This window comes from Sphingomonas sp., assembly GCF_019749955.1.
Classification (GTDB): domain Bacteria; phylum Pseudomonadota; class Alphaproteobacteria; order Sphingomonadales; family Sphingomonadaceae; genus Sphingomonas.
Genome location: NZ_JAIEPC010000054.1, coordinates 1 through 21,486 on the forward strand (window position 1 = coordinate 1; position 21,486 = coordinate 21,486).

Sequence of the window (21,486 nt, forward strand, 5' to 3'; positions counted from 1 at the left end):
GAAAATGCCCGGCGTCCGCCAGAGGCAGCAGGATAAGGGGAATGCGATGCTGATCGTCTATGCGGCCATGGTCTGTGGCTTGCTGGCTGTGCTTTATGGTTTTGTCACCAGCCGCCAAGTGTTGTCGGCCCCCGCCGGCAATGAAAAAATGCAGGACATTGCAGCGGCGATTCAGGAAGGCGCGCAGGCCTATCTCGGGCGGCAATATCGCACGATTGCGGTCGTCGGTGTCATCGTCGCCGCGCTGATCTGGGTCTTCCTCGACCGGATGGGCGCGCCCGTTTCGACGATCGGCTTCGTCATTGGCGCCGTGCTGTCGGGCGTCGCGGGCTATGTCGGCATGAACATCTCGGTGCGCGCCAATGTGCGCACGGCAGAGGCCGCGCGGAGTTCGCTGCAAGGCGGTCTGACGATGGCGTTCCGGTCGGGCGCGATCACCGGCATGCTGGTGGCGGGGCTCGGCTTGCTGTCGATCTCGGGCATCTTCTGGTATCTGATCGGCCCCGGCGGCAATGCGCCGGGCAGCCCGATCGTGGTCGCAGCACTCACTGCGCTGGCGTTCGGCGCGTCGCTGATTTCGATCTTCGCGCGGCTCGGCGGCGGCATCTTCACCAAGGCCGCTGACGTCGGTGCCGATCTCGTCGGCAAGGTCGAAGCGGGCATCCCGGAGGATGACCCCCGCAACCCGGCGACGATTGCTGACAACGTCGGTGACAATGTCGGCGACTGCGCGGGCATGGCCGCCGATTTGTTCGAAACCTATGTCGTGACGCTGGGCGTGACGATGATCTCGATCGCGCTGGCTTTGCGCGGGTCGGACAATCTGCTCGCGGTGATGGGGCTGCCGCTGATCGTTGGCGGGGTGTGCATCATCACCTCGATCATCGGCACCTATTTCGTGCGGCTGGGCAGCGGCACCAACATCATGGGCGCGCTCTACAAGGGCTTCTGGACCAGCGTGATCCTGTCGATCCCGGCGATCTATTTCGCCACCCAATATACGCTCGGCGACATGAACACCGCGATCGGCGGCAACAGCAACATCAGCTTCCTGGGCGGCGCGACGGCAGAGGCAGTGGCGGGCAATGCCGCCGCGTCGGTCACCGGCATGGCGCTGTTCTGGTCGATGATGATCGGGCTCGCCGTGACCGGGCTGCTGGTGTGGATCACCGAATATTATACCGGCACCAATTACCGCCCGGTCCGCAGTATCGCCAAGGCGTCTGAGACCGGCCACGGCACCAACGTCATCCAGGGCCTCGCGATCAGCCTTGAATCGACCGCGCTCCCGACCTTCGTCATCGTCATCGCCGTCATTGCCGCCTATCAGCTCGCGGGCGTGATCGGCGTGGCGTTTGCGGCAACCGCAATGCTCGCGCAGGCGGGGATGGTCGTCGCGCTCGACGCTTATGGCCCGGTGACCGATAACGCGGGCGGCATCGCCGAAATGGCGGGGTTGCCCGATGACGTGCGCCACAAGACCGACGCGCTCGATGCGGTCGGCAACACCACCAAGGCGGTGACCAAGGGCTATGCGATCGGCTCGGCCGCGCTCGCCGCGCTGGTGCTGTTCAATGCCTATACCAGCGATCTGGCGAAGGATTTCCCGAACCTCACGGTCAACTTCCAGCTCTCCAACCCCTATGTCATCGTGGGGCTGCTGCTCGGCGCGCTGCTGCCGTATCTGTTCGGCGCGATGGGCATGACCGCCGTCGGCCGCGCGGCGGGCGCGGTGGTTGAGGAAGTGCGCGACCAGTTCCGCAACAACCCCGGCATCATGCTCGGCACCAGCCGCCCCGATTATGCGCGCACCGTCGATCTCGTCACCAAGGCCGCGATCCGTGAGATGATCGTGCCGAGCTTGCTGCCGGTGCTGTCGCCGATCCTCGTCTACTTCATCATCACCGCGGTGGCAGGGCAGGCCGAAGGCTTTGCCGCGCTCGGCGCGATGCTGCTCGGCGTGATCGTCTCCGGCCTGTTCGTCGCGATTTCGATGACCAGCGGCGGCGGCGCGTGGGACAATGCCAAGAAGTACATCGAAGACGGCAACCACGGCGGCAAGGGCAGCGAGGCCCATAAGGCTGCGGTGACCGGCGACACCGTCGGCGATCCGTACAAGGACACGGCGGGGCCTGCGGTCAATCCGATGATCAAGATCACCAATATCGTCGCGCTGCTGCTGCTGGCGGCTTTGGCCGCAGGCTAAGCAAGGCTTAGCCGCCGATCAGCCAAAGCCCGGCCGGCGTCGGCGCGAGCTCGTCCTCGCGCCGACGACCGACGCGGCTTTGCCGCGGCGCCTAGCTCCTTCTTGTTCCCCTCCCTGGACAAGGGAGGGGAATGAACTCATTACTGGGCGCAGATCGCCCCCCCAGCCCAAAGCCCCCCGTGACATCCGCCGCCGCTTCCCCCATCTCCAGCGCATGAATCCGCTGCGTTCCTTCGTCGAATCCCAGGTCGATGCGCTCTTCTCCCCCACCAGCGACGATGCGCCGTTCGACATCACCCAAGGCGCCGACAATGGCCTCTACGGCCCCGGATCGGTCGCGTGGGCGGTGCACGGCGATTTCGCGACGATGATGATCGGCGGGATCGCAGCACTTCTGCTCCAGATGCTCCACCCGCATGCGATGGCGGGCGTGTGGGACCATTCGAACTTCCGCGCCGACATGCTCGGTCGCCTGCGCCGCACCGCGCGCTTTGTCGGCGGGACCACCTATGCGCCGAGCGAGCAGGCCGAAGCGATGATCGCGCGCGTGCGCCGCATCCACGCCGCCGTCGGCGGGACGCTCGCCGACGGCACGCCCTACCGCGCCGATGATCCCGCGACGCTCGCCTGGGTGCATGTCGCGGGCGAGTGGAGCTTCCTCGCCGCCTATAAACGCTACGCCGACCCGACGATCCCGCGCTACCGCGAAGACGCGTTCTTCGCCGAGACCGCGCGGCTGGCGGCCAAGCTCGGCAGCGCGCCCGTCCCTACCACCCGCGCCGCCGCCGAGGCGTACCTCACCGCGATGCGCCCGCAGCTGCGCGCCGACGACCGCACCCGCGCGGTGATGGGCGCTCTCCGCAGCGCCGCCCCCGCCGGCAGCGCGAGCGCGCCTGTGCAAGCGCTGCTGATGGCCGCCGCGATCGACCTGCTCCCGCCCTGGGCCGCGGCGATGCACGGCGCGCGCCCTGGCACGCTCAGCCGCAGCCTGACGCGCGCGAGCGCGGGCACGCTGGCAGCGGCGATCCGCGCGGGGCTGGCGCCGAGGGTCGCGCGACGGAACGCGGCGCTGGCGGTTAGGGCGGCGCGGTTGCGGGGGTAGGCGGAAAGGCTTTCTCTTCGCTATGCAAGAGCACACCTTAGCTGGCTTGCCCCATTCCCACCGTTTGCCCTGAGCTTGTCGAAGGGCCGTCCTTCTTTTGCGATGACGTCGCGGAAGAAGAACGGTGCTTCGACAAGCTCAGCACGAACGGATTGGGGGTATTCCATCGACCTCAGCGATGCTCTCCCGCTACCCGACGACACGGCACACGTCCGCCGATCGAGCTTGCCTCCGGTCAGGCATATTCTTACCCTCCCCGCATGATCCGCTCGCGTCTCAGCAGCAAGGGACAGACGACCATCCCGCACGCGGTCCGCGTCGCACTGGCTCTCTGTCCGGGCGACGACCCAACGTATGAAATTGACGGCGACCGCGTGATCATGACGCGGGCTGAGGCACCAGACGCGTTCCTCGCCAACTTCTCGACCTTCACCGAATGGGCGAGCGACGCCGACCGCGTGTACGACGTTCTTTGGAATGGCGCGCTTGATGCGCGGCGTGGATAATCCAACAAGCCCATCGCGCCACACACTGGATCGCCGCGCGACGCTCGCAATCACCGATTGTGATCACCCCGCCGCACGGGCATCATGCCGCGCATGACCAACCGGCTTTACTATGGCGATAATCTCGACGTGCTGCGCCAGCATATCGCGGATGAAAGCGTCGACCTGATCTATCTCGACCCGCCGTTCAATTCGAACGCCAGCTACAACATCCTGTTCAAATCCCCGGCGGGCGCGGGGCGGTAAACGGGTTGGGGGCTCGCGCCCCTTTTTCTCGGACCTCGCCAAGTGGTTAGCAAGGGGAGCGGGACTTGCGTCTCGAAACCCACCCTTTGGCGCAAGGTTGGTAATTCTTGTTGCGTGGCAATGCCAGTACCGCGATAAGGAACAACTAGAGAACGAGCTGACGATGTTTCTGCAAGAAGAGGGCAAGCGATGAAGTCCGTCGAACTGTTCGCTGGCGCCGGTGGGCTGGGGATGGGCATTGCCAAGGCCGGCTTCAAGCCTGTGCGCGTGGTCGAATGGGACCGTTGGTGCTGTGATACGGTTCGGGAAAACCGAAAGGCGAAGAGGAGTCCCGTAGCGCACTGGCCTGATCCCATCGAAGAGGACGTACGAGGCATAGATTTTGGCGATCTCCGTCGTAAAGTTGACTTGGTCAGCGGTGGGCCGCCTTGCCAACCATTCTCCCTTGGCGGCAAGCACCGCGCACACAAGGATTCTCGCGACATGTGGCCCGAAGCCGTTCGGGTGGTCCGTGAAATCGAACCCAGCGCGTTCATCTTTGAAAACGTCAAAGGCCTTACGCGCGCTTCGTTTGCGACATATTTTTCCTACATCGTGCTCCAGTTGAGCTACCCCGAGATCGCCAGTCGAGCCGATGAGGATTGGATTGATCATCTCGGGAGGCTTGAGCAGCACCACACTTCCGGAGTGGCAATCGGCCTTGAGTACAGAGTGGTTCCAAGGGTGCTCAATGCCGCAAATTTCGGCGTTCCCCAGCGGCGTGAGCGCGTTGTATTCGTGGGTTTCCGAGCGGATTTGGGAATTGAATGGAGCTTTCCCGACGAAACCCATTCGCTAGACGCTTTGCTTTGGGACCAATGCCGCACGGGAACCTATTGGGACCGGCATAGGGTTGCGCGGATTGATCAGAATTTGGACTGCCGCCTTTACAACCGTGGCATGAAGCTGGTGGAAAAGCCGATGACTAGGGCGTGGCAAACCGTACGCGACGCGATAGCCGACTTGCCCGAGCCTACTGCGACTTCGTCGCTAGCGTTCGCCAATCATCGCGTTCAGCAGGGCGCGCGATCCTATCCTGGCCATACCGGGAGCCCGCTTGACGAAGCGGCCAAGACCTTGAAAGCCGGTGTCCATGGTGTGCCCGGAGGCGAAAATATGCTGGCACGCCCAGATGGGTCGGTACGCTATTTCACGGTTCGCGAAAGTGCGCGATTGCAAACCTTTCCTGATGGCTATCATCTGCATGGATCATGGTCGGAGGCGATGCGTCAACTTGGTAACGCCGTTCCTGTGGAGCTTGCGCGTGTAATCGCCGTGAATGTCGCCTCTCATTTGAGTCGCGCCACCTAGCGGCCCCGGGTGACACGATGCCCTAGGTTGTGCAAAAGTATGGCATGCCCGTATCAAACGATCCTCATCACTTTGACTTCGACTTGGACGAGGGCATCCGCGTTCAAGTGATCCAGAAGCTTGAGGCGAGCCCGCTCTTGCCACTGCAGCGAGGCGCGGGCCCTCGGGAAAGCGGAGTATACGCTCTGTATTATAAGGGCAATCTTGTTTATGTAGGAAAAGCGTCCAAGGAAACTACAAAGAGTGGTCGGACGCTGCGCGCCCGGTTAGCGGAGCACGTCAGCAAGATTTCTAGCAGGCAAAATATTGGTTTGCCGGACGTCCAATGCCGTTACCTCACCGTCAGCAGTGAATGGTGGGTATTCGCCGCCGAATACGCCCTGATTGCGCACTACGCCCCCGCCTGGAACTATAGCGGGTTTGGCAGCAAAACACCTGGCGCCGGGCGGCCCGGCACCGGCATTGTCGGTCGTTGGAATGAACTTTTCCCACCGTTGAACGGATAGTTCCGTGAAACGGAACGGATTGATTTGCGCGGGTCGAGCGGAGGACGGCGAGCACGAATTGACCAGGACGACGCGCGCAATTTACGCGTGGTGACGCTGGACGACGGAACGACACTCCACAATGCGTTTATCGATCGCGACTTCGACGAGGACGGGCCATGAAGCTGCACTATTACGCCGAAACCAACAGTCTCTATATCGAGCTGAAAACCACGCCCGGCGTCGAAACCAGTGAGATCGCCAATGGCCTGAACGCCGATTTCGACGCGGACGGCGCTGTGGTGGGAATCGATATCGACCAAGCATCCGGCAAGCTCGATCGGACGACCCTCGAAGCAATGTCGTTGCCGCTCAAGGCGGCGTAGTCGCGAAAGCGCTACGAATCGCTATTGAAACAGGTTCGGCGTAACAACCCTGAACGGGTTTATCGGTCGGGCGCAATCTATGGAGGCCACAATGCATCACAAGCGCGGGCGCGCCCGCAACCAGCGCGCCGGTTGCAAACTCTGCAAGCCGTGGAAGGCGAATGGCGTTCGCACCGAGCGGATCGGTGGAGAACGGTTCAGCGATCATCGTCGTCGCGTGACGCCGACCGAGATGGCAAATGGGTAAAAGCCCCGGAGTGCCTGCTGACTTGCCAATCGCGCTTGTTCATACTATGTTCTGCTCCAACCGCTCTTTGCCATCGTCCGCGCCCCTGTCCCCCGCCCGCCACCGTTCCGGCGCGCGCGCTTAAAGAATTTGTTCGCGCGGAGGCGCGGAGATCGCAGAGAAGTGAGATATAGCGGCCTCGCCACGTCTTCTCTCCGCTATCTCTGCGCCTCCGCGCGAACCCGTTCTTCTTCTCCGCGCGCGCCGCGCCTCCGCGTGAACAATCGGCGCAATCGGCAAGGCGCCTGCGCTTTTTGCAAACGGGTCGTCACTTTCGTCACTTTTGCCACCGCGCGCGGCCCACCCCCCTAGGATGGTCGTAACCTTTGACACCTTTCAGCCCCCGCGCTTCCCTTTTGCGCGCTTCTCGTCTATGCGCCGCGCTTCACGAATTCCGCCCGGAATCAACCAACATCACCAGAGGTTTGTTTGGCAAAAGAAGAACTGCTCGAAATGCGTGGGCAAGTGGTGGAGCTGCTCCCCAATGCCATGTTCCGCGTGAAGCTTGAAAATGATCACGAAATCCTCGGCCACACCGCCGGCAAGATGCGCAAGAACCGCATCCGCGTGCTGGTGGGCGACGATGTGCTCGTCGAACTCACGCCCTATGATCTGACCAAGGGCCGGATCACCTATCGCTTCAAGTGATCGGGTGGTGCTGTCGGCGCCCATCTGGCACCCGCACCCTTTTCGTCACCCCGGACTTGTTCCGGGGCCCACCGTGGTCTGAATGCCGCCGCTGCAATCTTCGCTGCACGGTGGATCCCGGAACAAGTCCGGGATGACGGCTGGTTTCAAATGACTCGCAATTGGGCAAGTGCATGAAGCCGACTCTCATTCTCGCCTCCACCTCGCCCCGCCGCCGCGATTTGCTCGCCCGGCTGGGTGCCGTGCCCGATCGCGTCGCCGCCCCCGACATCGACGAAAGCCCCAAGCCCGGCGAGCTCCCCCGCGCCTACGCCTTGCGCCTCGCCGAGGAAAAGGCGCGCGCGGTGCCGCATGGCGAGGGCGAGATCATCGTCGCGGGCGACACCACCGTCGCCGTCGGGCGGCGCATCCTGCCCCCGGCCGAGACCGAGGACATCCAGCGCCGCTTGCTCGCCCTCATTTCCGGGCGGCGGCATCATTGCCTGGCGGCGGTGTGCGTCATCGGCCTGGACGGCGTGGCGCGCACCCGGCTCGCCGATACGGTCGTCACCTTCAAGCGGCTGAGCGACGCCGAAATCGACGCCTATGTCGCGTGCGGCGAAGGACTGGGCAAAGCGGGCGGCTATGCGATCCAGGGCCGCGCCGAAGCGCTGGTGCGCGCGCTGGCGGGCAGTCATTCGGGCGTGATCGGCCTGCCGCTGTTCGAAACACGCGCCCTGCTGCTGAGCGCGGGCTATCCGCTTGGCTGAGTGGCTGTTCGAGGCCGGCATCGGCGAAGCGCGCGCCGCGCTGGTGGTGGACGGGATGATTGCCGCCGCGCGGGTCGAGCTGCCGGGGTTAAGGCTGGGCAGCGTCGTCGAAGGCCGGCTGGTGGCGCGCGACCGGGTAGTGGCGGACGGCACTGAGTTGCTGCTCGATGGCGCCGCCGGGGTGAGCGAGGGCGCGGCGATCCGGGTCGTGGTGACGCGCGAGCTGATCCCCGAACCGGGCCGCGCCAAACTCGCCCGCTGCCGGGTGAGCGATGCGCCGCTCGGGCCGGGGCCGGACTTGCGCGCGCGGCTGGCGGCGAGCGGCCACCCGGTGCGTGAGCTGCGCGCCCACGAAGCCGATGCGCTCGAAGCGGCGGGCTGGTCGGAGGTATTGGACGAGGCGATGAGCGGCGAAATCGCCTTCCCCGGCGGCGCGCTGCGGCTGAGCCCCACGCCCGCGATGGCGCTGTTCGACGTCGACGGCAGTGGCGACATCGGCACGCTGGCGGTGGCGGCGGCGACGGCGGTGGGGCAGGCGATCGATCGGCTCGACATCACCGGCTCGATCGGCGTTGATTTCCCGAGCGTGCAGGGCAAGGCGCTGCGAAATGCCGTCGCCGAAGCGCTCGACGCTGCGCTGCCACCACCGTTCGAACGCACCGCGCTCAACGGCTTCGGCTTCCTGCAAGTGGTGCGCCCCCGCCCCCGCGCCTCGCTGGTCGAAGTGCTGCGGAGCGATCCCGTCGGCGCCGCTGCCCGCGCCGCCTTGCGCAGCCTCGAACGCACGCCCCCCGGCACCTCGCTCGCGCTGCGGCTGCCGCTGGCGGTCAAGGCGCGGATCGACGCGCACCCCGATTGGCTGGCCGAGCTCACCCGCCGCACCGGCCGCTCGCCCCAACTGGAGTCCTGATCGATGCCCGCAACTGCCTGCCCGATCTGCGGCAAGCCCGTCAGCCCGCAGCACAAGCCGTTCTGCAGCCGCGGCTGTGTCGACCGCGATCTGCTGCAATGGCTGGGCGAAGGCTATCGCTTGCCCGCAGGCCCCGCGACCGGCGACGAGGAAGCGTCGAAGGACACCGTCAACCCCGGGCTGGACAGCGACGCAGACGACGATTAAGAGGCCGCCTTCGCGCCGCTCGCGCGACATGCCCAGGTAGCTCAGTTGGTAGAGCATGCGACTGAAAATCGCAGTGTCGGCGGTTCGATCCCGTCCCTGGGCACCACTTCCCACCCACGAAATGACGCAGGCGCAGCGGTGTCGTTTCGCTCATAAGAGGTGAACTTCACGCCCATAAGGCGTCAAATGAGCCCCGCGCCTCGTGACTAGGGTTAAAATACGCGATCTCACGAAATCACTCTTTATGGGATCGGACAAGCTTGACGATGTACTGTGTGCAGAGCGGCAGCGCTCACTTTGCGGTGACGGGAGCGTGCGGAAGCCCAAAGTCGGCTCGAAGCCTGACCTTTGGTGACAATCGGCTAGGGTGGATTGCGGAATGGCCGCTTTGAGGAGCCAAATAGGCAGGAGCTGCCATTCGTTCACGCTCGGATGGCTGGCTGCTCAGCGCACCCGTTTCCGTCAAGTGGCTTGCTCAGAGCGAATATCGTTTGCCGCATCGAAACTGGTGACCGCAAGCACTCGACGGCCGTCGTCGAGATCAAAAGCGCCATAAACCTCACCCGTGTCGCGATCGACGTTCACACCGTAGAAGCGCACTGGGTGCTTTGTTCCACCTGCTTCGCTTATCGTGTCTCGCTCGCCGATGCCGACATCTTCACCTTGGTTCTTGCGCAGCCCGGGTTTGATGTCTGCGTTTTGCTGCAAGACCGTTGATGCCGCAGCCGCCGCGCTGCGTCGTCGACCGTGGTCGCCGCGCGCAGCTTGAAGTGGAGTTCGTCATTATCTTCTGCGTGAGCACGGCGATCTGGTCCAGATAAAGGCGAGCGAAATCGCGCACGGCCTCGGGAAGTGCGGTCATATCGTCGTCGATCATGCCGCCAACGGCCTTGATGCCGGTCGGTCCTTGCGCGACGATCAGCCGAACTCGGCCAGATGTCATCGCAAAGCATTGATCAGCGGGGTACGTTGCCCAACAAAGGACTGGTGCGTTCGGAAGGCAACCGCGCGCGCTTGGTGCTCGGCACTCTTCACCGCCACATAGTGCAGGTTCGATCGCAGCGCCGCCTCAAGCTTCGCACGCGATACTGCCTGGTTAAATGGAACCGCTCCTCGCAGCTCTGTCGCGCAGACCTGGAAGCTGCGCTTCGCCAAATCGATGGCGAGAATGTGAACGTCGGTCATATGCTCCTCCTTCTCCAGCGCAACATCGCGCCGTTCTGACATCATACGATGCCGGGCGAAGGGGGCATCCACCCCATCAGTTCAAATCGTCTGCACGACCCACTCTGAGCGTCGCCAGCGCCGCGAGCAGCATCATCGCGCCGCCCAGCGTGATCACATGGCGCGGATCGCCGCCGAGCAAGGGCGTGTAGAAAAAGGGCAGCGTCAGGCTTTCGACGAGCATCGGCACGACGATGAACATATTGAAAATCCCCATGTAAATGCCGGTGCGCGCGGGCGGGATACAGTCGGCGAGCATGATGTAGGGCGTACCCATCAGGCTGGCCCAGCCCAGGCCGATACCGAGCATCGGCAGATAGGCCCAAGCTTCGTTGTCTATCGTCGGCAGCACCACCATCGCGCTGCCGGCGGCGATCATGCAGGCGGCGTGGACGGTCCCGGCGCCGAGCCGACGAATCATCGGCACCAACATCAGCGCTGCCGCAAAAGCGATCGCGTTGTAGAAACCGCCGAGCCGCCCGTTCACCAGCGTTGCGTCGCGTACCGCTGCGGCTGTCCCGCTCTCGTGGAGCGCACGGGCCAGCGATAGCACGGCATATTGCCAGTAGCAGAACATGCCGAACCACTGGCAGAACATCGCCAGCGCCAGCCGCCGCATCGGCTGAGGCATGTTGCGAACCGCATCGGCAAAGTCATGCCATGTCGTGGCAATCGACATCTTGCGCGATTGCATCTGCGCAAGTTCGTGTGGTTCCAGGGGCAGTTCGGGCACGCGCCAGATCGACCACAGGATCGTGCTGAGCGACAGCACCGCGCCGATCGCAAAGGCGAGTCTGGTGATGTCGGGGATGCCGTTGGCATCGACCGCATCGGGGTTCATCCCCAGCCCGACGAAAATCGACGGTGCAAGATAGGCCAGAGTCTGGGCGAGACCGGTAAAGGCGCTTTGCGTGAGGAAGCCAACCGGTCGCTGCGCCTCGTCCAAACGATCACCGACATAGGCGCGGTAGGGCTCCATGGTGATGTTGTTGGCGGCATCAAGCACCCACAACAGGCTCGCCGCGACCCAAAGCGCAGGGCTGTAGGGCATCGCGAACAGCGCAAGGCTGCAGAGGACGGCGCCAATGAGGAAATAGGGTGTGCGCCGACCGATCCGCGTGACTGTTCGGTCGCTGAGCGCGCCGACGATCGGCTGGATCACCAGCCCCGTAATCGGCCCGGCAAGCCACAGCAGCGGCATGCTGGCTTCGCTCGCACCGAGATAGCTGTAGATCGGCCCCATATTGGCTTGTTGCAGCCCGAAACTGAATTGCAGGCCCAGGAATCCCAGGTTCATCTGGACAATCCGGCTGAGGCTCAGTCGGGGCTTAGGCGCGGCGTCCGCTGGCATCATCTCTCCTCGCCGCGCTTTTTTGCCGGTCTGCTGCGCACGCTAGCACGACGGCTTTTGTCATTGCAAAGGTTTGCAGCAGGGCTATTCGTTGCCCGTCATCCCCTTCAGCCCTTTGAGCAGGCCCAAGCGACAATGATCCCCTTTACCTGGCTGCCATCGCATGTCGCTGCCATTCGCCCCGAGTCGATGCCGATGTCGCCGCTCTTCGACCGAGAGACCGCGAGCGACGTTTTGTCGGGCCACGATGTGTGGGATCATTGGCCGGTGTTGTCCACGACGGGCGCCTTGGCGCCGGTGGCCGGCGGGCAGTTGGTGATCGCGCTTGCGGCGCCACGCTTGCCCGATCCCGATGACCGGCACGCGATTGCGCGGCTTTGGCTCTTCCACCGCTCACCCACTTCGTGGCGCGATCTGGGGCCGGTGTTCGCTGACGATGCCGCACCCGGCAGCCGCCAATGGTCTGGGTCTGCGATTATCAGCGATGCAGGCGAAGCGGTACGCCTGTTTTTTACGGCCGTCGGCGGCTGTGGCGAGCCGCCGTTCAATTTCGCCCAGCGCCTGTTCGAAACCACGGCGCAGTTGCGCATCAGCGATGGGGTGCCGAGCCTTGCGGACTGGTCTGCTCCGATCGAGTGCGCGCGCCCCGATGGCCTTGTGTACCAAAGCGACATGGGGGGCGGCGGAGCGATCGGCACGATCAAGGCGTTTCGTGACCCATTTTGGTTTCGCGATGCCGACCGCGATGAAGACTGGCTGCTGTTCACCGCGTCCGACGCTGGCGCCCATTCGTCATGGAACGGCGTCGTAGGCGCCGCGAAGCGGATCGACGATGCATGGGTGTTGCAGCCGCCGATCGTGTCGGCGATCGGCCTGAACAACGAACTCGAACGACCCCATGTCGTCATCCATCGCGGGCAAGTCTATCTCTTCTGGTCGACCCAGGCCAAGGTCTTCGCGAACCCGGGCCCGCGCGGCCCAACCGGGCTTTACGGGGTGGTTGCCGACAGCTGGGGAGCGCCGTGGCGGCCGATCAACGGCACGGCACTCGTCTTCGCCAACCCCGGCATTGCGCCGACCCAGGCCTATAGCTTCCAGGTCCTGCCCAACCTGACGGTTTGGAGCTTTGCCGACATGCCCGGCATCTGGACGCTCCCCCCGGATCCCGCTGCCCGCCGTGCAGCATTCGCCGGTGGACCCGCGCCGGTGCTTCGGCTGGCATTGGATGGCGACCGAGCGGCGTTGATGCCATCATGACCGGTTTCCGCGAGACTGTTGCGCTTGCGTTCGGTCAGGCTATCGTGGCCACTCATGGGGGATTCTGACGATCGCACTTTAGACGACGGGCAGCCGGAGGGGGGGCGTGTCCGCAACATCGTCGAACTGGCGCGGATCGCCGGCGTCTCGGCTGGAACGGTTTCGCGGGCGCTGGCCGGCAACCCGCTCGTCAATATCCAGACGCGCGAAAAGATCGAAGCAATCGCCCGCGCGCATGATTTCCGTCCCAACCAGATGGCAAGCCGGCTGCGAACCAAGCGAACCGGGCTGATCGGCGTGGTGATTCCGCTGGGGCATGAGCGGCGCCAGCATCTGTCCGATCCGTTCTTCATGACGATGCTGGGCCAACTCGCCGATCTGATCACCGAAAGCGGCCATGACATCCTGCTGTCGCGGGTGATCCCCGAATCGCCCGACTGGCTGACCCGAATTGTCGAGTCGGGGATGCTCGACGGCGTGCTGATGATCGGCCAGTCGAACCAGTTCGACGCGATCGAGCAGACCGCTGCGCGGTATCGGCCCCTCGTTGCCTGGGGGCACCAATGCCCGGGGCAACTGCATTGCAGCGTCGGTACCGACAATGTTGCGGGTGGGCGATTGGCGGCAGCACATCTGGTCGGCCGAGGCGCCCGTCGGCTGGCGTTCCTGGGCGATGTCCGCACGCCGGAAATTGCGGCGCGCCATGCGGGGTTTGTCGCCGAAGCGCGCGCCGCCGGGTTCGATGTAGCGTTGCTTCCCACCCATCTCGCCGCCGACGACATGGAAGCCGATATCACCCACCACACGGGTCTGACCGAGGGGCAGTTCGACGGGGTTTTCGCCGCGTCTGACATGATCGCGATGCGCACGCTCCGCGCGCTTGCCGACCGCGCAATTGCGGTGCCCGAGCGAGTCGCCATCATCGGCTTCGACGATCTGCCGCTGACAAGTCACACTGTGCCGCGGCTGACCAGCGTCCGCCAGGATATCGCCCAGGGCGCGGCGACAATGGTCGACTTGCTCTTCCGCCGGATCGCGGGGGAGGAGACCGCTTCGGTCGTGATGCACCCTAGCTTGATAGTCCGCGACTCGGCGTAAATCCGCCATCCCAGTTGCCCGAAAACAATCGATTGCAATTGGATTGCAATCGATTTAATCAATCGTGACAAGCCACCGCTGCCGAAATGGCGGGGCAATCATAAGCGTCGCATTGGGAGAGATCATGAACTCGCGAATCACCATTCGGGCGCTGCTGCTTGCCGGCGCGACGTGCTGCGCAACATCAGCATTGGCGCAGACTGCCGAATCCACCGCGCCCGCACAGGCGGCGCCCGCTTCGGCGGAAGACCAGGACAAGGCGGACGAGGTTGTCGTCACCGGTCTTACGACGCGCAACCGCGCGTTGATCACCGCATCGGCCGACATCACCTATGCGACGGCCGCCGATATCGACCGCAAGGCGCCGCGCTCGACCGCCGACTTGCTCGAACTCGTGCCCGGCATCTTTGTCGAGGGCACCGCCGGTGAGCTGTCGAACAATTACTCGGTGCGCGGCCTGCAGGGCGGTGGTCAGCGCTTCATCCAGCTTGAGGAAGATGGCCTGCCGATCATCTATGGCGGCGGCGGCGCCGACTTCTTCTTCTCGAACGACATCACCATTGATCGGCTCGAAGCCGTCAAGGGCGGCTCGTCGGGCGTCCTGACCGTCAACGGCGCCGGCGCGACGATCAACTTCCTGTCGCGCACGCCGAACCACACCAAGGCAGAAGGCATCGCCCGCTTCACCGCCTATAGTTTTGGCCAGCGGCGCGGCGATTTCTATTACTCGCAGCCGATCACCGACAAGCTCGCGTTCAACATCGGTGGCTATATCCAGACCAATCCGGGGGTGCGGAGCAACCCGTTCAGCTATGACGGCTACCGGTTGAAGGCGATGCTGGAATACAGCTTTGATGGCGGCGGCTACATCCGGCTGACGGGCAAGATTGGCGACATCAAGGCTGCCTTTTATGCAACCCAGCCCTATGCCTATAACAATGGCCAGCCGAGCGGCATTCCTGGGCTCGATACCCAGTTCGGCAACGTCGGTGGAACGGCATTCTCGCGTATCTCAGTCCCGGTATCGACCTTTGTCGAAGCCGATGGGTTTCGCGATTTTCGCTATGACCAGGGCGTCCGCGTTAAGACCAAGCAGCTGCGGATTGATTTCGAAAAGCCGCTGAGCGATTCGATTGATCTGTTTGCGCATGCCCGGTATTTGGGGCTGACGGACGATTTCAACGGGCTGTTTCCCGGATCGGGCACGGGCAATGCCGGGTTGGCAAGCGCTGTAACCTATCTGACGCCGGGTGCGGCGTCGCCGATCAGCGGGTTGCTCGCGGCGGGCCAAGCGGTGTTCCCGACAACGGTGCGGTTCGGGATCCGCAATCTGCGCACTGGGGTCGTGACAGGGTCGAACAACACGGCAGCGCTCAACGCGCTCAACGGTAATGGCTTTCTGCAGCAGACCACGCTGAACCATGATTTCCAATCAGGTTATGATTTCGGGTCCAACTTCGGCGCGCGCTGGGAATACAAGGGCAACGGCTTCACCAACTCACTGACCGCTGGCGTGCTCTATTATAATGTCAGCCGGTTTCAGAACCAGTCGGCGACCTCAGCCGTCGTCAACGACGTCCGGAACAACAGCGACATCTATGATATCGTCGCGCTCAACGCTGCGAACGGTGTGATCGGTACGCTGACCGACAATGGCCAGATTTCCTACGGCAATTGGGGCGCTGGTATCCGGCAGAGCAAAGACAGCTCAGTTTCGCTCTACGCCAATGACGAATTGACGATCGGCACCAAGCTCCACATCGACGGCGGGTTGCGCTGGGAAAGCGACAGTGCGGAGTTCCGCGATGGTAATTCGGCCGCCATCAATCAGCCGGTACAGCCCGGACTCGTCAATGCAGCGGTGGTGCCGACGGTTGGCTCGACCTTCAACGGCACTTTCACGGTCACGCGCCGGACCAACAGCCGCGTGGCCTGGACGATCGGCGCGAATTATCTGTTGACCGACAATCTTTCACTTTACGCGCGCTATGCAAACAGCTTCCAGACCAATGGCGTGAATCCGATCACCGGAGTCGAGCTCTACGAAGCCGGAGTGCGGTACAAATATCGCCGCCTGCTCAACGCATCGGTGACGGTGTTCCGCACCAACTTCCGCGATCAATTCTATAACTTCATCGATCCGCTGAATCCCACGATCCAGACGACTTTTCTCGCTGATCTGGGTACCACGGGCGTCGAGGTCGACGCGCTTATCCGGCCCGTCGACTGGTTTTCGATCGACTTCTTCGGTGTCTTTCAGGGGCCGACGCTCAACAATTTGCGGCTGAACGGCGTCCCGCAGCCCTCGTTCAACGGCAATCGGCCCGAACGCACGCCTTCGACACTGTTCACGATCACGCCAACGATCAAGCTGCCGAAAAAGCTCGGTGAGTTCTATGGGCGGTACAAATACATTGGCAACATCTTCGCCGATTCGGGCAATGGGATTTCGCTGCCCGCCTATGGCGTGACGAGTTTCGGCGTCAATGTGAACGTGACCGAGCAGCTGCAAGTGAGCGTCAACGCCGACAACGTCTTCAATGTGATCGGCCTGACCGAAGGCAACCCGCGCCAGGGCCAGACGCAGAACGCCGCATCGGGTTTCTTCTATGCGCGTGGCATCGTCGGGCCTACCTATGGCGGGTCGGTGACGCTGCGGTTCTGAGCGGGCGGCGAGAGGAAAGCCTTTGGTGCGCGCGTTGAAACTTGCCACTGCCGTGGCGGCTGCTGTCCTGTTGCTTGGGGCAGCGTCGCCGCGGGCGCCCGAATTGGGCTTCCAGCTGGTCGAGGGGCAGAATCTCAATGCCTTCGTCCGCGAAGGCCAGGTGGCCGCACATCTGCTGCTCCGTTCGGGGAAAGATCCGCGCGTGCTCGTGGCGTTCCCGGCGGGCAACAGCGGCGTGGGAGTATGGTTCGCGCCGCTCGACAGCGCCGCCGTCTGGACGCTCGATCACGCGCCGATACCGCTGTCGAGCGCTGATGGATTGATGCATGGTATCAAGGCGGTAGCCAGCATCGACGCCGCTCGGCTCGTGCCAAAGCAAGCGGTGCTCTCGAACGTGCGGTACCTGCGTGATTATCAGGCAGTCGGCCGCTTCCCGAGCGAGGTCGGGGCGCAGGCGCAGATCGGTTCCGATACCATCCGCTATGCCCGTAAGCGGATCGATGGCGCGCCGGGCTATGATCTGGCGCTGCGGGTGATCGACGGCAAGATCGAGGGCGAAAGCATCGTTGCGGGGCGGGGAGGGCGCATCCGCATCGAGATCATAGCGCTCACGGGGGATGCGGCGCTGACGCCATTGCCGCTCAACCATTTGCTTAACGCACGCGCGGCCCCCGATCCCGCCGCACGTCGGGCGCTCGCTTTTCTCAGCTACCGTGAAAAATTCCTCGCGGGGTCCTGGCGCTTCAATACCTATTTCGGACGTGACACGCTGATGTCGGTAAGGCTGCTGATGCCGGCGCTGCAACCAGCAGCTGTCGAGGCCGGGTTGGGGTCCGTCTTCGCGCGGCTTTCGGACGGCGGCGAAGTCGCGCATGAGGAAGGCATTGGCGAATTCGCGGTGCTGCAAAATCGTAACGGCGGCGGCAGCGGCGACGGCGCCGAACTCGATTATGGCATGATCGACGACGATTACATGCTGGCGCCGATCGTGGGCGATTATCTCGAAGCAGGGGGCCGCCATCGCGCCACGGCGTTCCTTGCGTCGACAGTTGAGAGCGCGGCACGACCGGGCGCGCAAAGCAGCGTCGGTTCGCTGCTGGTGCGCAACCTGCGTTTCGTCCTGAAGCAGGCAGCACCTTTCGCCGACGCGCCGTCATTCAAGACATTGGTCGCGATCAAGCCCGGCCGTATGTCGGGCGAATGGCGCGACAGCGACGAAGGGCTGGGGCGCGGCATCTATGCTTATGACGTCAACGCAGCTCTTGTGCCCGCCGCGCTGGCGGCGGCGGATCGGCTCTATCGGTCGGGACAGCTCGGCGCCTATTTGACGGCGGAGGACCGGGCAGCGTTCGAGCGGGCAGGGGCGATGGCCGCGACGTGGCAAGCCAAGGCGCCGCCGTTGTTTCGCGTCACGATCACCCCGCCCGACGCGGCGAACGCGATCAAGGCTTATGCCGCAACACTCGACGTACCGAGCGCCGCGGCGGTCGCAGCGCTTGGTCGCGCGCCGCTCAGCTTCCACGCACTGTCGATCGACGCGGGTGGCAAGCCGGTGCCGATCGTCAATTCTGACGAGGGTTTTGCGCTGTTGTTCACGCGCCCGACCCCCGCCGATCTCGACCGCGATGTCGCCGCGCTGATGCGGCCTTTTCCCGCTGGCCTCATGACCAATGCCGGACTGCTGGTTGCCAATCCGGCCTTTGCAGGCCGTGCGGCGCAGGCACGCTTCACGCCGGGCGCGTATCACGGTGCCGTCGTCTGGTCGTGGCAGCAAGCGCTGCTTGCCGCTGGCATCGAGCGCCAGCTTGGCCGTCAGGACCTGCCGGTGCCCGTTCGCACGCGACTGATCGCTGCCCAGACCGCTTTGTGGCGCGTGATCGGTGCGACGCGTGGGCTCCAAAGCTCAGAGCTATGGTCGTGGCGCTATGCCAGTGGGCGCTATCAGCCGGTGGCCTTTGGTGCGGGCAAAGCCGACGTCGATGAATCGAACGCCGCGCAATTGTGGAGCACCGTCTATCTGGCGGTGCGGCCGCCCGTGGCGGCTACCGGGCCGCGAAAAAGCCGGTAACGGTCAGGCGGCCGTCCGCCGGATCGGCTGACAGCGCGCGACCGGGGCGGATGTCGCCGCTGTGGAGCAAGCGCCCGCGGTACACGAGCGCGCGGTTGAAGCGACCTGCGAACTGGCCGATGCGTTCGAAGATGGGCGTGTCGCCGACCAGATAGCCCGACGGCGGCGTGCCGTGCTGGTCCAGATCGGCCTTGAGCGCCGCGAAATAATCCGCGCTGCGGCCGCGGTCGATCGTCTCGAAGCCGGTTGTGCGGTGGCGATAGAAAGCCGTGCCGTCTTCGTCCGCTGCGCCCAGATAATGGATGAGCGCGAGCCGCCCGGGTTCGAGCGCGTCGACATGCGGCAGCCGTTGCTCAAGCGTGAGCGCGCCGGGCGCAACCGAAACGATCGAGAAGCGTATGTCGAGCACTGACACGGTTTCGGCGACCCCGAAGACTTCGCGAAAGACCGCGCCAAGCTTCCCCCGCGCGTCGGGCAGATAGGTTGGCGGCAAGGATGCCCGCACGCCTGGATAATGCTCGCCCGCTTGGCCAAAAATTGCCCCGGTTGCAGCGGCACGCAACGCCTGCGGGTCGGGGGCGAAATGCTCGATCACCGCGACAGGCTCGCGCTCGCGGCCGATATGGTGGACGGTGACCTGGGGCGGCAGCATCCCGGCGCTTATGCCACCAAAGCCGCGTTGCGGACGGGTTGACCGATGAGGGCCGCGATGGCGTCGTCATGCATGGGTAACGTCGGCGCGGCGCGCGCAATGATCGCGGCCAGTTGGTCGAGTTGGCGGCGATTGGTGGCGCTGTCGATCGTGTCGGCGATCGGGCTGTGGTCGGTCGCGACGATCCCCTGGCCATTGAGCACAGCCAGCCAGCTCGCCTCGCGGAACAGCTCGTCGCTGGTCAGCATCAACCGACCCGTGCGCCGATAGTGCTGCTCCTTTGCGATCAGGCTGTCCGGCAGTGCCATGTGGCGGGTATGCTGCCACAGCGGTGCCTCGTGCGCTTCGGTCGCGTGGTAGTGCAGGATCAGGAAGTCCTTGATGCCGTCCATGTCGATCCCGAACAGCGTGTTGAACTGGCGTGCGAGGGCGGGGTCGCAGTCGGCATCGGGGAACAGCGCGATCAACTTGGCGATGCCGCTCTGGATGAGATGGATGCTGGTTGATTCGAGCGGCTCGAGAAAACCCGACGACAGCCCGATCGCGACGACGTTCTTCGTCCAGCTCTCCCGCCGGAACCCGGCGGTGAATCGGAGCATCCGTGGATCCGCAAGCGGTTCGCCGTCCAGATTGGCAAGCAGCGTCGCCGTTGCTTCGTCGTCCGAAACAAAGCTGCTCGCATAGACATAACCATTGCCGATGCGATGCTGGAGCGGGATGCGCCACTGCCATCCGGCGGGGCGCAGCGTTGATCGCGTATAGGGCGTCGTGTCGACCACCCGCGCGCAGGGGACCGCGACGGCGCGGTCGCACGGCAGCCAGTGTGACCAATCCTCGAACGCCGTGTCCAGTTCTTCGCCAATCAACACCGCGCGAAAGCCTGAGCAATCGACGAAGAGGTCGCCCGCCAGCCGCTCGCCGCGATCGGTGGTGATGGCGGTGACGAAGCCGGTGTTGGGATCGCGTTCAACCGCCTGAAGCTTGCCCTCGTGGCGTCGCACGCGGTTCGCTTGCGCCAGCCCTCGCAGGTGCGCGGCATAGAGCGAGGCATCGAAATGATAGGCATAACCAAGCGTCGACAGGATTGAGCGCGGATCGTCTGACGGCTTGGCAAAGCGGTTTTGCGCGGCCAGCGCGGTCGCGAGCGAATAGGCCGAGAGCGGGGCGGCGGCACCGTCGCTTTGGGCCTTCAGCCAGCACTGATGAAACGGCACGGGCCCAAGATCGACCCCATAACGTCCGAAGGGGTGGAAATAGCGGTGACCGGGGCGTGCCCAGTCGACGAATTCGATGCCGAGCTTGAAGCTCGCCTTCGTCGCGCGCACGAATTCAGCTTCGTCGAGGCCGATCAACTGGTTGAACCAATGGATCGTCGGGATCGTAGCCTCGCCAACGCCGACCGTACCGATCGCGTCGGATTCGAGCAGATCGATCGCGACCTTGGCGCCCAAGGTTTTGGACAGCGCGGCTGCCGTCATCCACCCGGCCGTACCCCCGCCAAGGATCACCAGCCGTTCGATCCGCGCCATCGCCTGCCTCTCCCCAAAGTTTGCTCAAGAGACAATGCAATCCTTTGCAGTGGAACGCAACACTACCTGGGATGGCAAGCTTGGGAGCCAGCGGTGAGGCTCGTTGGTCGCCCCGGCCGCCCTCGTTGCAATTGCTTGGCATCGGTTAACACAGCGAGGTCCTTTGCGTCGATGTTTAGCGATTTCGTCAATCGCCCCGAGTCGGGTCCGACAGGATAATTTGCCCGATGGAGCGGCGATTCAATCGCATGAACGAACGACCGGTTTCGAATTCCCGCGTGGCATCGCTGGATTGTCAAAGATTGGGTCTTTTCTCGGCCGTGGGTCCCACAAGCGGCATCCAAACTGCGGTCAAAGACACCACTTACCTGTACATATCTGACACTAAATTGTTCTCCTGAACCCAATTCATGATATCGACCTGCAGAATTTTATCTACGCGATTGGTGAACAGGCAGCCAAGTTTAGATAGGTAGCAGTCGATTAGGCCGTAGACTCATAAGCGCGGAGCCACAGGCGCATTGAGGCGAGTTTGACCATAGCGAGGAAGTTGTCGGCGAG

General features: G+C 63.7%; 21 protein-coding genes and 1 tRNA gene. 16 read left to right on the plus strand and 6 right to left on the minus strand.

What is annotated here, in order from left to right:
* Positions 1 to 46 precede the first annotated feature (46 nt).
* From K2W81_RS11170 to K2W81_RS11225, 12 genes are all read left to right on the plus strand, one after another.
* Positions 47 to 2,206, plus strand: a complete 2,160-nt coding sequence (locus K2W81_RS11170; protein ID WP_294104329.1) for a sodium-translocating pyrophosphatase — start codon at positions 47 to 49, stop codon at positions 2,204 to 2,206.
* A gap of 214 nt (positions 2,207 to 2,420) precedes the next feature.
* Positions 2,421 to 3,308 (plus strand): oxygenase MpaB family protein, encoded by an 888-nt coding sequence (locus K2W81_RS11175; RefSeq protein ID WP_294104297.1) that lies wholly within the window; start codon positions 2,421 to 2,423, stop codon positions 3,306 to 3,308.
* Between the two features lie 260 nt (positions 3,309 to 3,568).
* Positions 3,569 to 3,814: a type II toxin-antitoxin system PrlF family antitoxin gene (locus K2W81_RS11180; protein ID WP_294104299.1), complete on the plus strand. Its 246-nt coding sequence runs from the start codon at positions 3,569 to 3,571 to the stop codon at positions 3,812 to 3,814.
* 93 nt (positions 3,815 to 3,907) lie between these two features.
* Entirely contained in the window at positions 3,908 to 4,060 is a 153-nt protein-coding gene (locus K2W81_RS11185) for a hypothetical protein (RefSeq protein WP_294104301.1), read from the plus strand.
* Between the two features lie 189 nt (positions 4,061 to 4,249).
* Positions 4,250 to 5,410 (plus strand): DNA cytosine methyltransferase, encoded by a 1,161-nt coding sequence (locus K2W81_RS11190; RefSeq protein WP_294104303.1) that lies wholly within the window; start codon positions 4,250 to 4,252, stop codon positions 5,408 to 5,410.
* Between the two features lie 83 nt (positions 5,411 to 5,493).
* A complete protein-coding gene (locus K2W81_RS11195) occupies positions 5,494 to 5,916 on the plus strand; it encodes an Eco29kI family restriction endonuclease (RefSeq protein WP_294104305.1) in 423 nt (140 codons plus the stop codon).
* Between the two features lie 158 nt (positions 5,917 to 6,074).
* Positions 6,075 to 6,281 (plus strand): DUF2283 domain-containing protein, encoded by a 207-nt coding sequence (locus K2W81_RS11200; protein WP_294104307.1) that lies wholly within the window; start codon positions 6,075 to 6,077, stop codon positions 6,279 to 6,281.
* A gap of 715 nt (positions 6,282 to 6,996) precedes the next feature.
* Positions 6,997 to 7,215: a translation initiation factor IF-1 gene (infA, locus tag K2W81_RS11205; RefSeq protein ID WP_066653720.1), complete on the plus strand. Its 219-nt coding sequence runs from the start codon at positions 6,997 to 6,999 to the stop codon at positions 7,213 to 7,215.
* A gap of 173 nt (positions 7,216 to 7,388) precedes the next feature.
* Positions 7,389 to 7,964, plus strand: coding sequence for a nucleoside triphosphate pyrophosphatase (locus tag K2W81_RS11210; RefSeq protein ID WP_294104314.1), 576 nt, complete (start codon positions 7,389 to 7,391; stop codon positions 7,962 to 7,964).
* A complete protein-coding gene (locus K2W81_RS11215) occupies positions 7,957 to 8,874 on the plus strand; it encodes a ribonuclease (protein WP_294104315.1) in 918 nt (305 codons plus the stop codon). Before K2W81_RS11210 ends, K2W81_RS11215 begins: the two co-directional genes overlap by 8 nt.
* A 3-nt stretch (positions 8,875 to 8,877) precedes the next feature.
* Positions 8,878 to 9,081: a DNA gyrase inhibitor YacG gene (gene yacG, locus K2W81_RS11220; RefSeq protein ID WP_294104316.1), complete on the plus strand. Its 204-nt coding sequence runs from the start codon at positions 8,878 to 8,880 to the stop codon at positions 9,079 to 9,081.
* A 30-nt stretch (positions 9,082 to 9,111) separates the two neighbouring features.
* Positions 9,112 to 9,187: transfer RNA gene (locus K2W81_RS11225), tRNA-Phe, on the plus strand.
* Between the two features lie 356 nt (positions 9,188 to 9,543).
* Here K2W81_RS11225 and K2W81_RS11230 read toward each other — a convergent pair.
* The 4 genes from K2W81_RS11230 to K2W81_RS11245 form a co-directional block, all read right to left on the minus strand.
* Complete coding sequence (locus K2W81_RS11230) at positions 9,544 to 9,789, minus strand: hypothetical protein (RefSeq protein WP_294104317.1); 246 nt, start codon at positions 9,787 to 9,789, stop codon at positions 9,544 to 9,546.
* Positions 9,740 to 9,958 (minus strand): hypothetical protein, encoded by a 219-nt coding sequence (locus K2W81_RS11235; RefSeq protein ID WP_294104318.1) that lies wholly within the window; start codon positions 9,956 to 9,958, stop codon positions 9,740 to 9,742. Before K2W81_RS11235 ends, K2W81_RS11230 begins: the two co-directional genes overlap by 50 nt.
* A gap of 62 nt (positions 9,959 to 10,020) precedes the next feature.
* Complete coding sequence (locus tag K2W81_RS11240) at positions 10,021 to 10,266, minus strand: hypothetical protein (RefSeq protein WP_294104319.1); 246 nt, start codon at positions 10,264 to 10,266, stop codon at positions 10,021 to 10,023.
* 76 nt (positions 10,267 to 10,342) lie between these two features.
* Positions 10,343 to 11,602 carry an MFS transporter gene (locus tag K2W81_RS11245; RefSeq protein ID WP_294104320.1) on the minus strand — a complete coding sequence of 420 codons (1,260 nt, stop codon included), beginning with the start codon at positions 11,600 to 11,602 and terminating at the stop codon, positions 10,343 to 10,345.
* Between the two features lie 189 nt (positions 11,603 to 11,791).
* On the opposite strand from K2W81_RS11245, the gene K2W81_RS11250 reads away from it, so the two are divergent.
* The 4 genes from K2W81_RS11250 to K2W81_RS11265 all read left to right on the plus strand — a co-directional run bounded on the left by K2W81_RS11250 (position 11,792) and on the right by K2W81_RS11265 (position 18,744).
* Complete coding sequence (locus K2W81_RS11250) at positions 11,792 to 12,913, plus strand: glycoside hydrolase family 68 protein (protein ID WP_294104321.1); 1,122 nt, start codon at positions 11,792 to 11,794, stop codon at positions 12,911 to 12,913.
* A 54-nt stretch (positions 12,914 to 12,967) separates the two neighbouring features.
* Positions 12,968 to 14,011 (plus strand): LacI family DNA-binding transcriptional regulator, encoded by a 1,044-nt coding sequence (locus K2W81_RS11255; RefSeq protein ID WP_294104322.1) that lies wholly within the window; start codon positions 12,968 to 12,970, stop codon positions 14,009 to 14,011.
* 124 nt (positions 14,012 to 14,135) lie between these two features.
* A complete protein-coding gene (locus K2W81_RS11260) occupies positions 14,136 to 16,676 on the plus strand; it encodes a TonB-dependent receptor (RefSeq protein ID WP_294104323.1) in 2,541 nt (846 codons plus the stop codon).
* A 52-nt stretch (positions 16,677 to 16,728) separates the two neighbouring features.
* Entirely contained in the window at positions 16,729 to 18,744 is a 2,016-nt protein-coding gene (locus tag K2W81_RS11265; protein ID WP_294104324.1) for a hypothetical protein, read from the plus strand.
* Here the strand turns inward: K2W81_RS11265 and K2W81_RS11270 are convergent.
* Positions 18,719 to 19,396, minus strand: a complete 678-nt coding sequence (locus K2W81_RS11270) for a DUF6445 family protein (protein ID WP_294104325.1) — start codon at positions 19,394 to 19,396, stop codon at positions 18,719 to 18,721. The genes K2W81_RS11265 and K2W81_RS11270 overlap by 26 nt on opposite strands.
* Before the next feature lie 8 nt (positions 19,397 to 19,404).
* Positions 19,405 to 20,925, minus strand: coding sequence for a tryptophan halogenase family protein (locus K2W81_RS11275; RefSeq protein ID WP_294104327.1), 1,521 nt, complete (start codon positions 20,923 to 20,925; stop codon positions 19,405 to 19,407).
* Positions 20,926 to 21,486: the final 561 nt, after the last annotated feature.

Excerpts from the sequence above, each read along its gene's own strand:
- K2W81_RS11170 (WP_294104329.1), top strand. The coding sequence starts at position 47 with ATGCTGATCGTCTATGCGGCCATGGTCTGTGGCTTGCTGGCTGTGCTT.
- K2W81_RS11175 (WP_294104297.1), top strand. The coding sequence starts at position 2,421 with ATGAATCCGCTGCGTTCCTTCGTCGAATCCCAGGTCGATGCGCTCTTC.
- K2W81_RS11180 (WP_294104299.1), top strand. The coding sequence starts at position 3,569 with ATGATCCGCTCGCGTCTCAGCAGCAAGGGACAGACGACCATCCCGCAC.
- K2W81_RS11185 (WP_294104301.1), top strand. The coding sequence starts at position 3,908 with ATGACCAACCGGCTTTACTATGGCGATAATCTCGACGTGCTGCGCCAG.
- K2W81_RS11190 (WP_294104303.1), top strand. The coding sequence starts at position 4,250 with ATGAAGTCCGTCGAACTGTTCGCTGGCGCCGGTGGGCTGGGGATGGGC.
- K2W81_RS11200 (WP_294104307.1), top strand. The coding sequence starts at position 6,075 with ATGAAGCTGCACTATTACGCCGAAACCAACAGTCTCTATATCGAGCTG.
- K2W81_RS11210 (WP_294104314.1), top strand. The coding sequence starts at position 7,389 with ATGAAGCCGACTCTCATTCTCGCCTCCACCTCGCCCCGCCGCCGCGAT.
- yacG (WP_294104316.1), top strand. The coding sequence starts at position 8,878 with ATGCCCGCAACTGCCTGCCCGATCTGCGGCAAGCCCGTCAGCCCGCAG.
- K2W81_RS11235 (WP_294104318.1), bottom strand. The coding sequence starts at position 9,958 with ATGATCGACGACGATATGACCGCACTTCCCGAGGCCGTGCGCGATTTC.
- K2W81_RS11240 (WP_294104319.1), bottom strand. The coding sequence starts at position 10,266 with ATGACCGACGTTCACATTCTCGCCATCGATTTGGCGAAGCGCAGCTTC.
- K2W81_RS11245 (WP_294104320.1), bottom strand. The coding sequence starts at position 11,602 with ATGAACCTGGGATTCCTGGGCCTGCAATTCAGTTTCGGGCTGCAACAA.
- K2W81_RS11250 (WP_294104321.1), top strand. The coding sequence starts at position 11,792 with ATGATCCCCTTTACCTGGCTGCCATCGCATGTCGCTGCCATTCGCCCC.
- K2W81_RS11255 (WP_294104322.1), top strand. The coding sequence starts at position 12,968 with ATGGGGGATTCTGACGATCGCACTTTAGACGACGGGCAGCCGGAGGGG.
- K2W81_RS11260 (WP_294104323.1), top strand. The coding sequence starts at position 14,136 with ATGAACTCGCGAATCACCATTCGGGCGCTGCTGCTTGCCGGCGCGACG.
- K2W81_RS11270 (WP_294104325.1), bottom strand. The coding sequence starts at position 19,396 with ATGCTGCCGCCCCAGGTCACCGTCCACCATATCGGCCGCGAGCGCGAG.
- K2W81_RS11275 (WP_294104327.1), bottom strand. The coding sequence starts at position 20,925 with ATGGCGCGGATCGAACGGCTGGTGATCCTTGGCGGGGGTACGGCCGGG.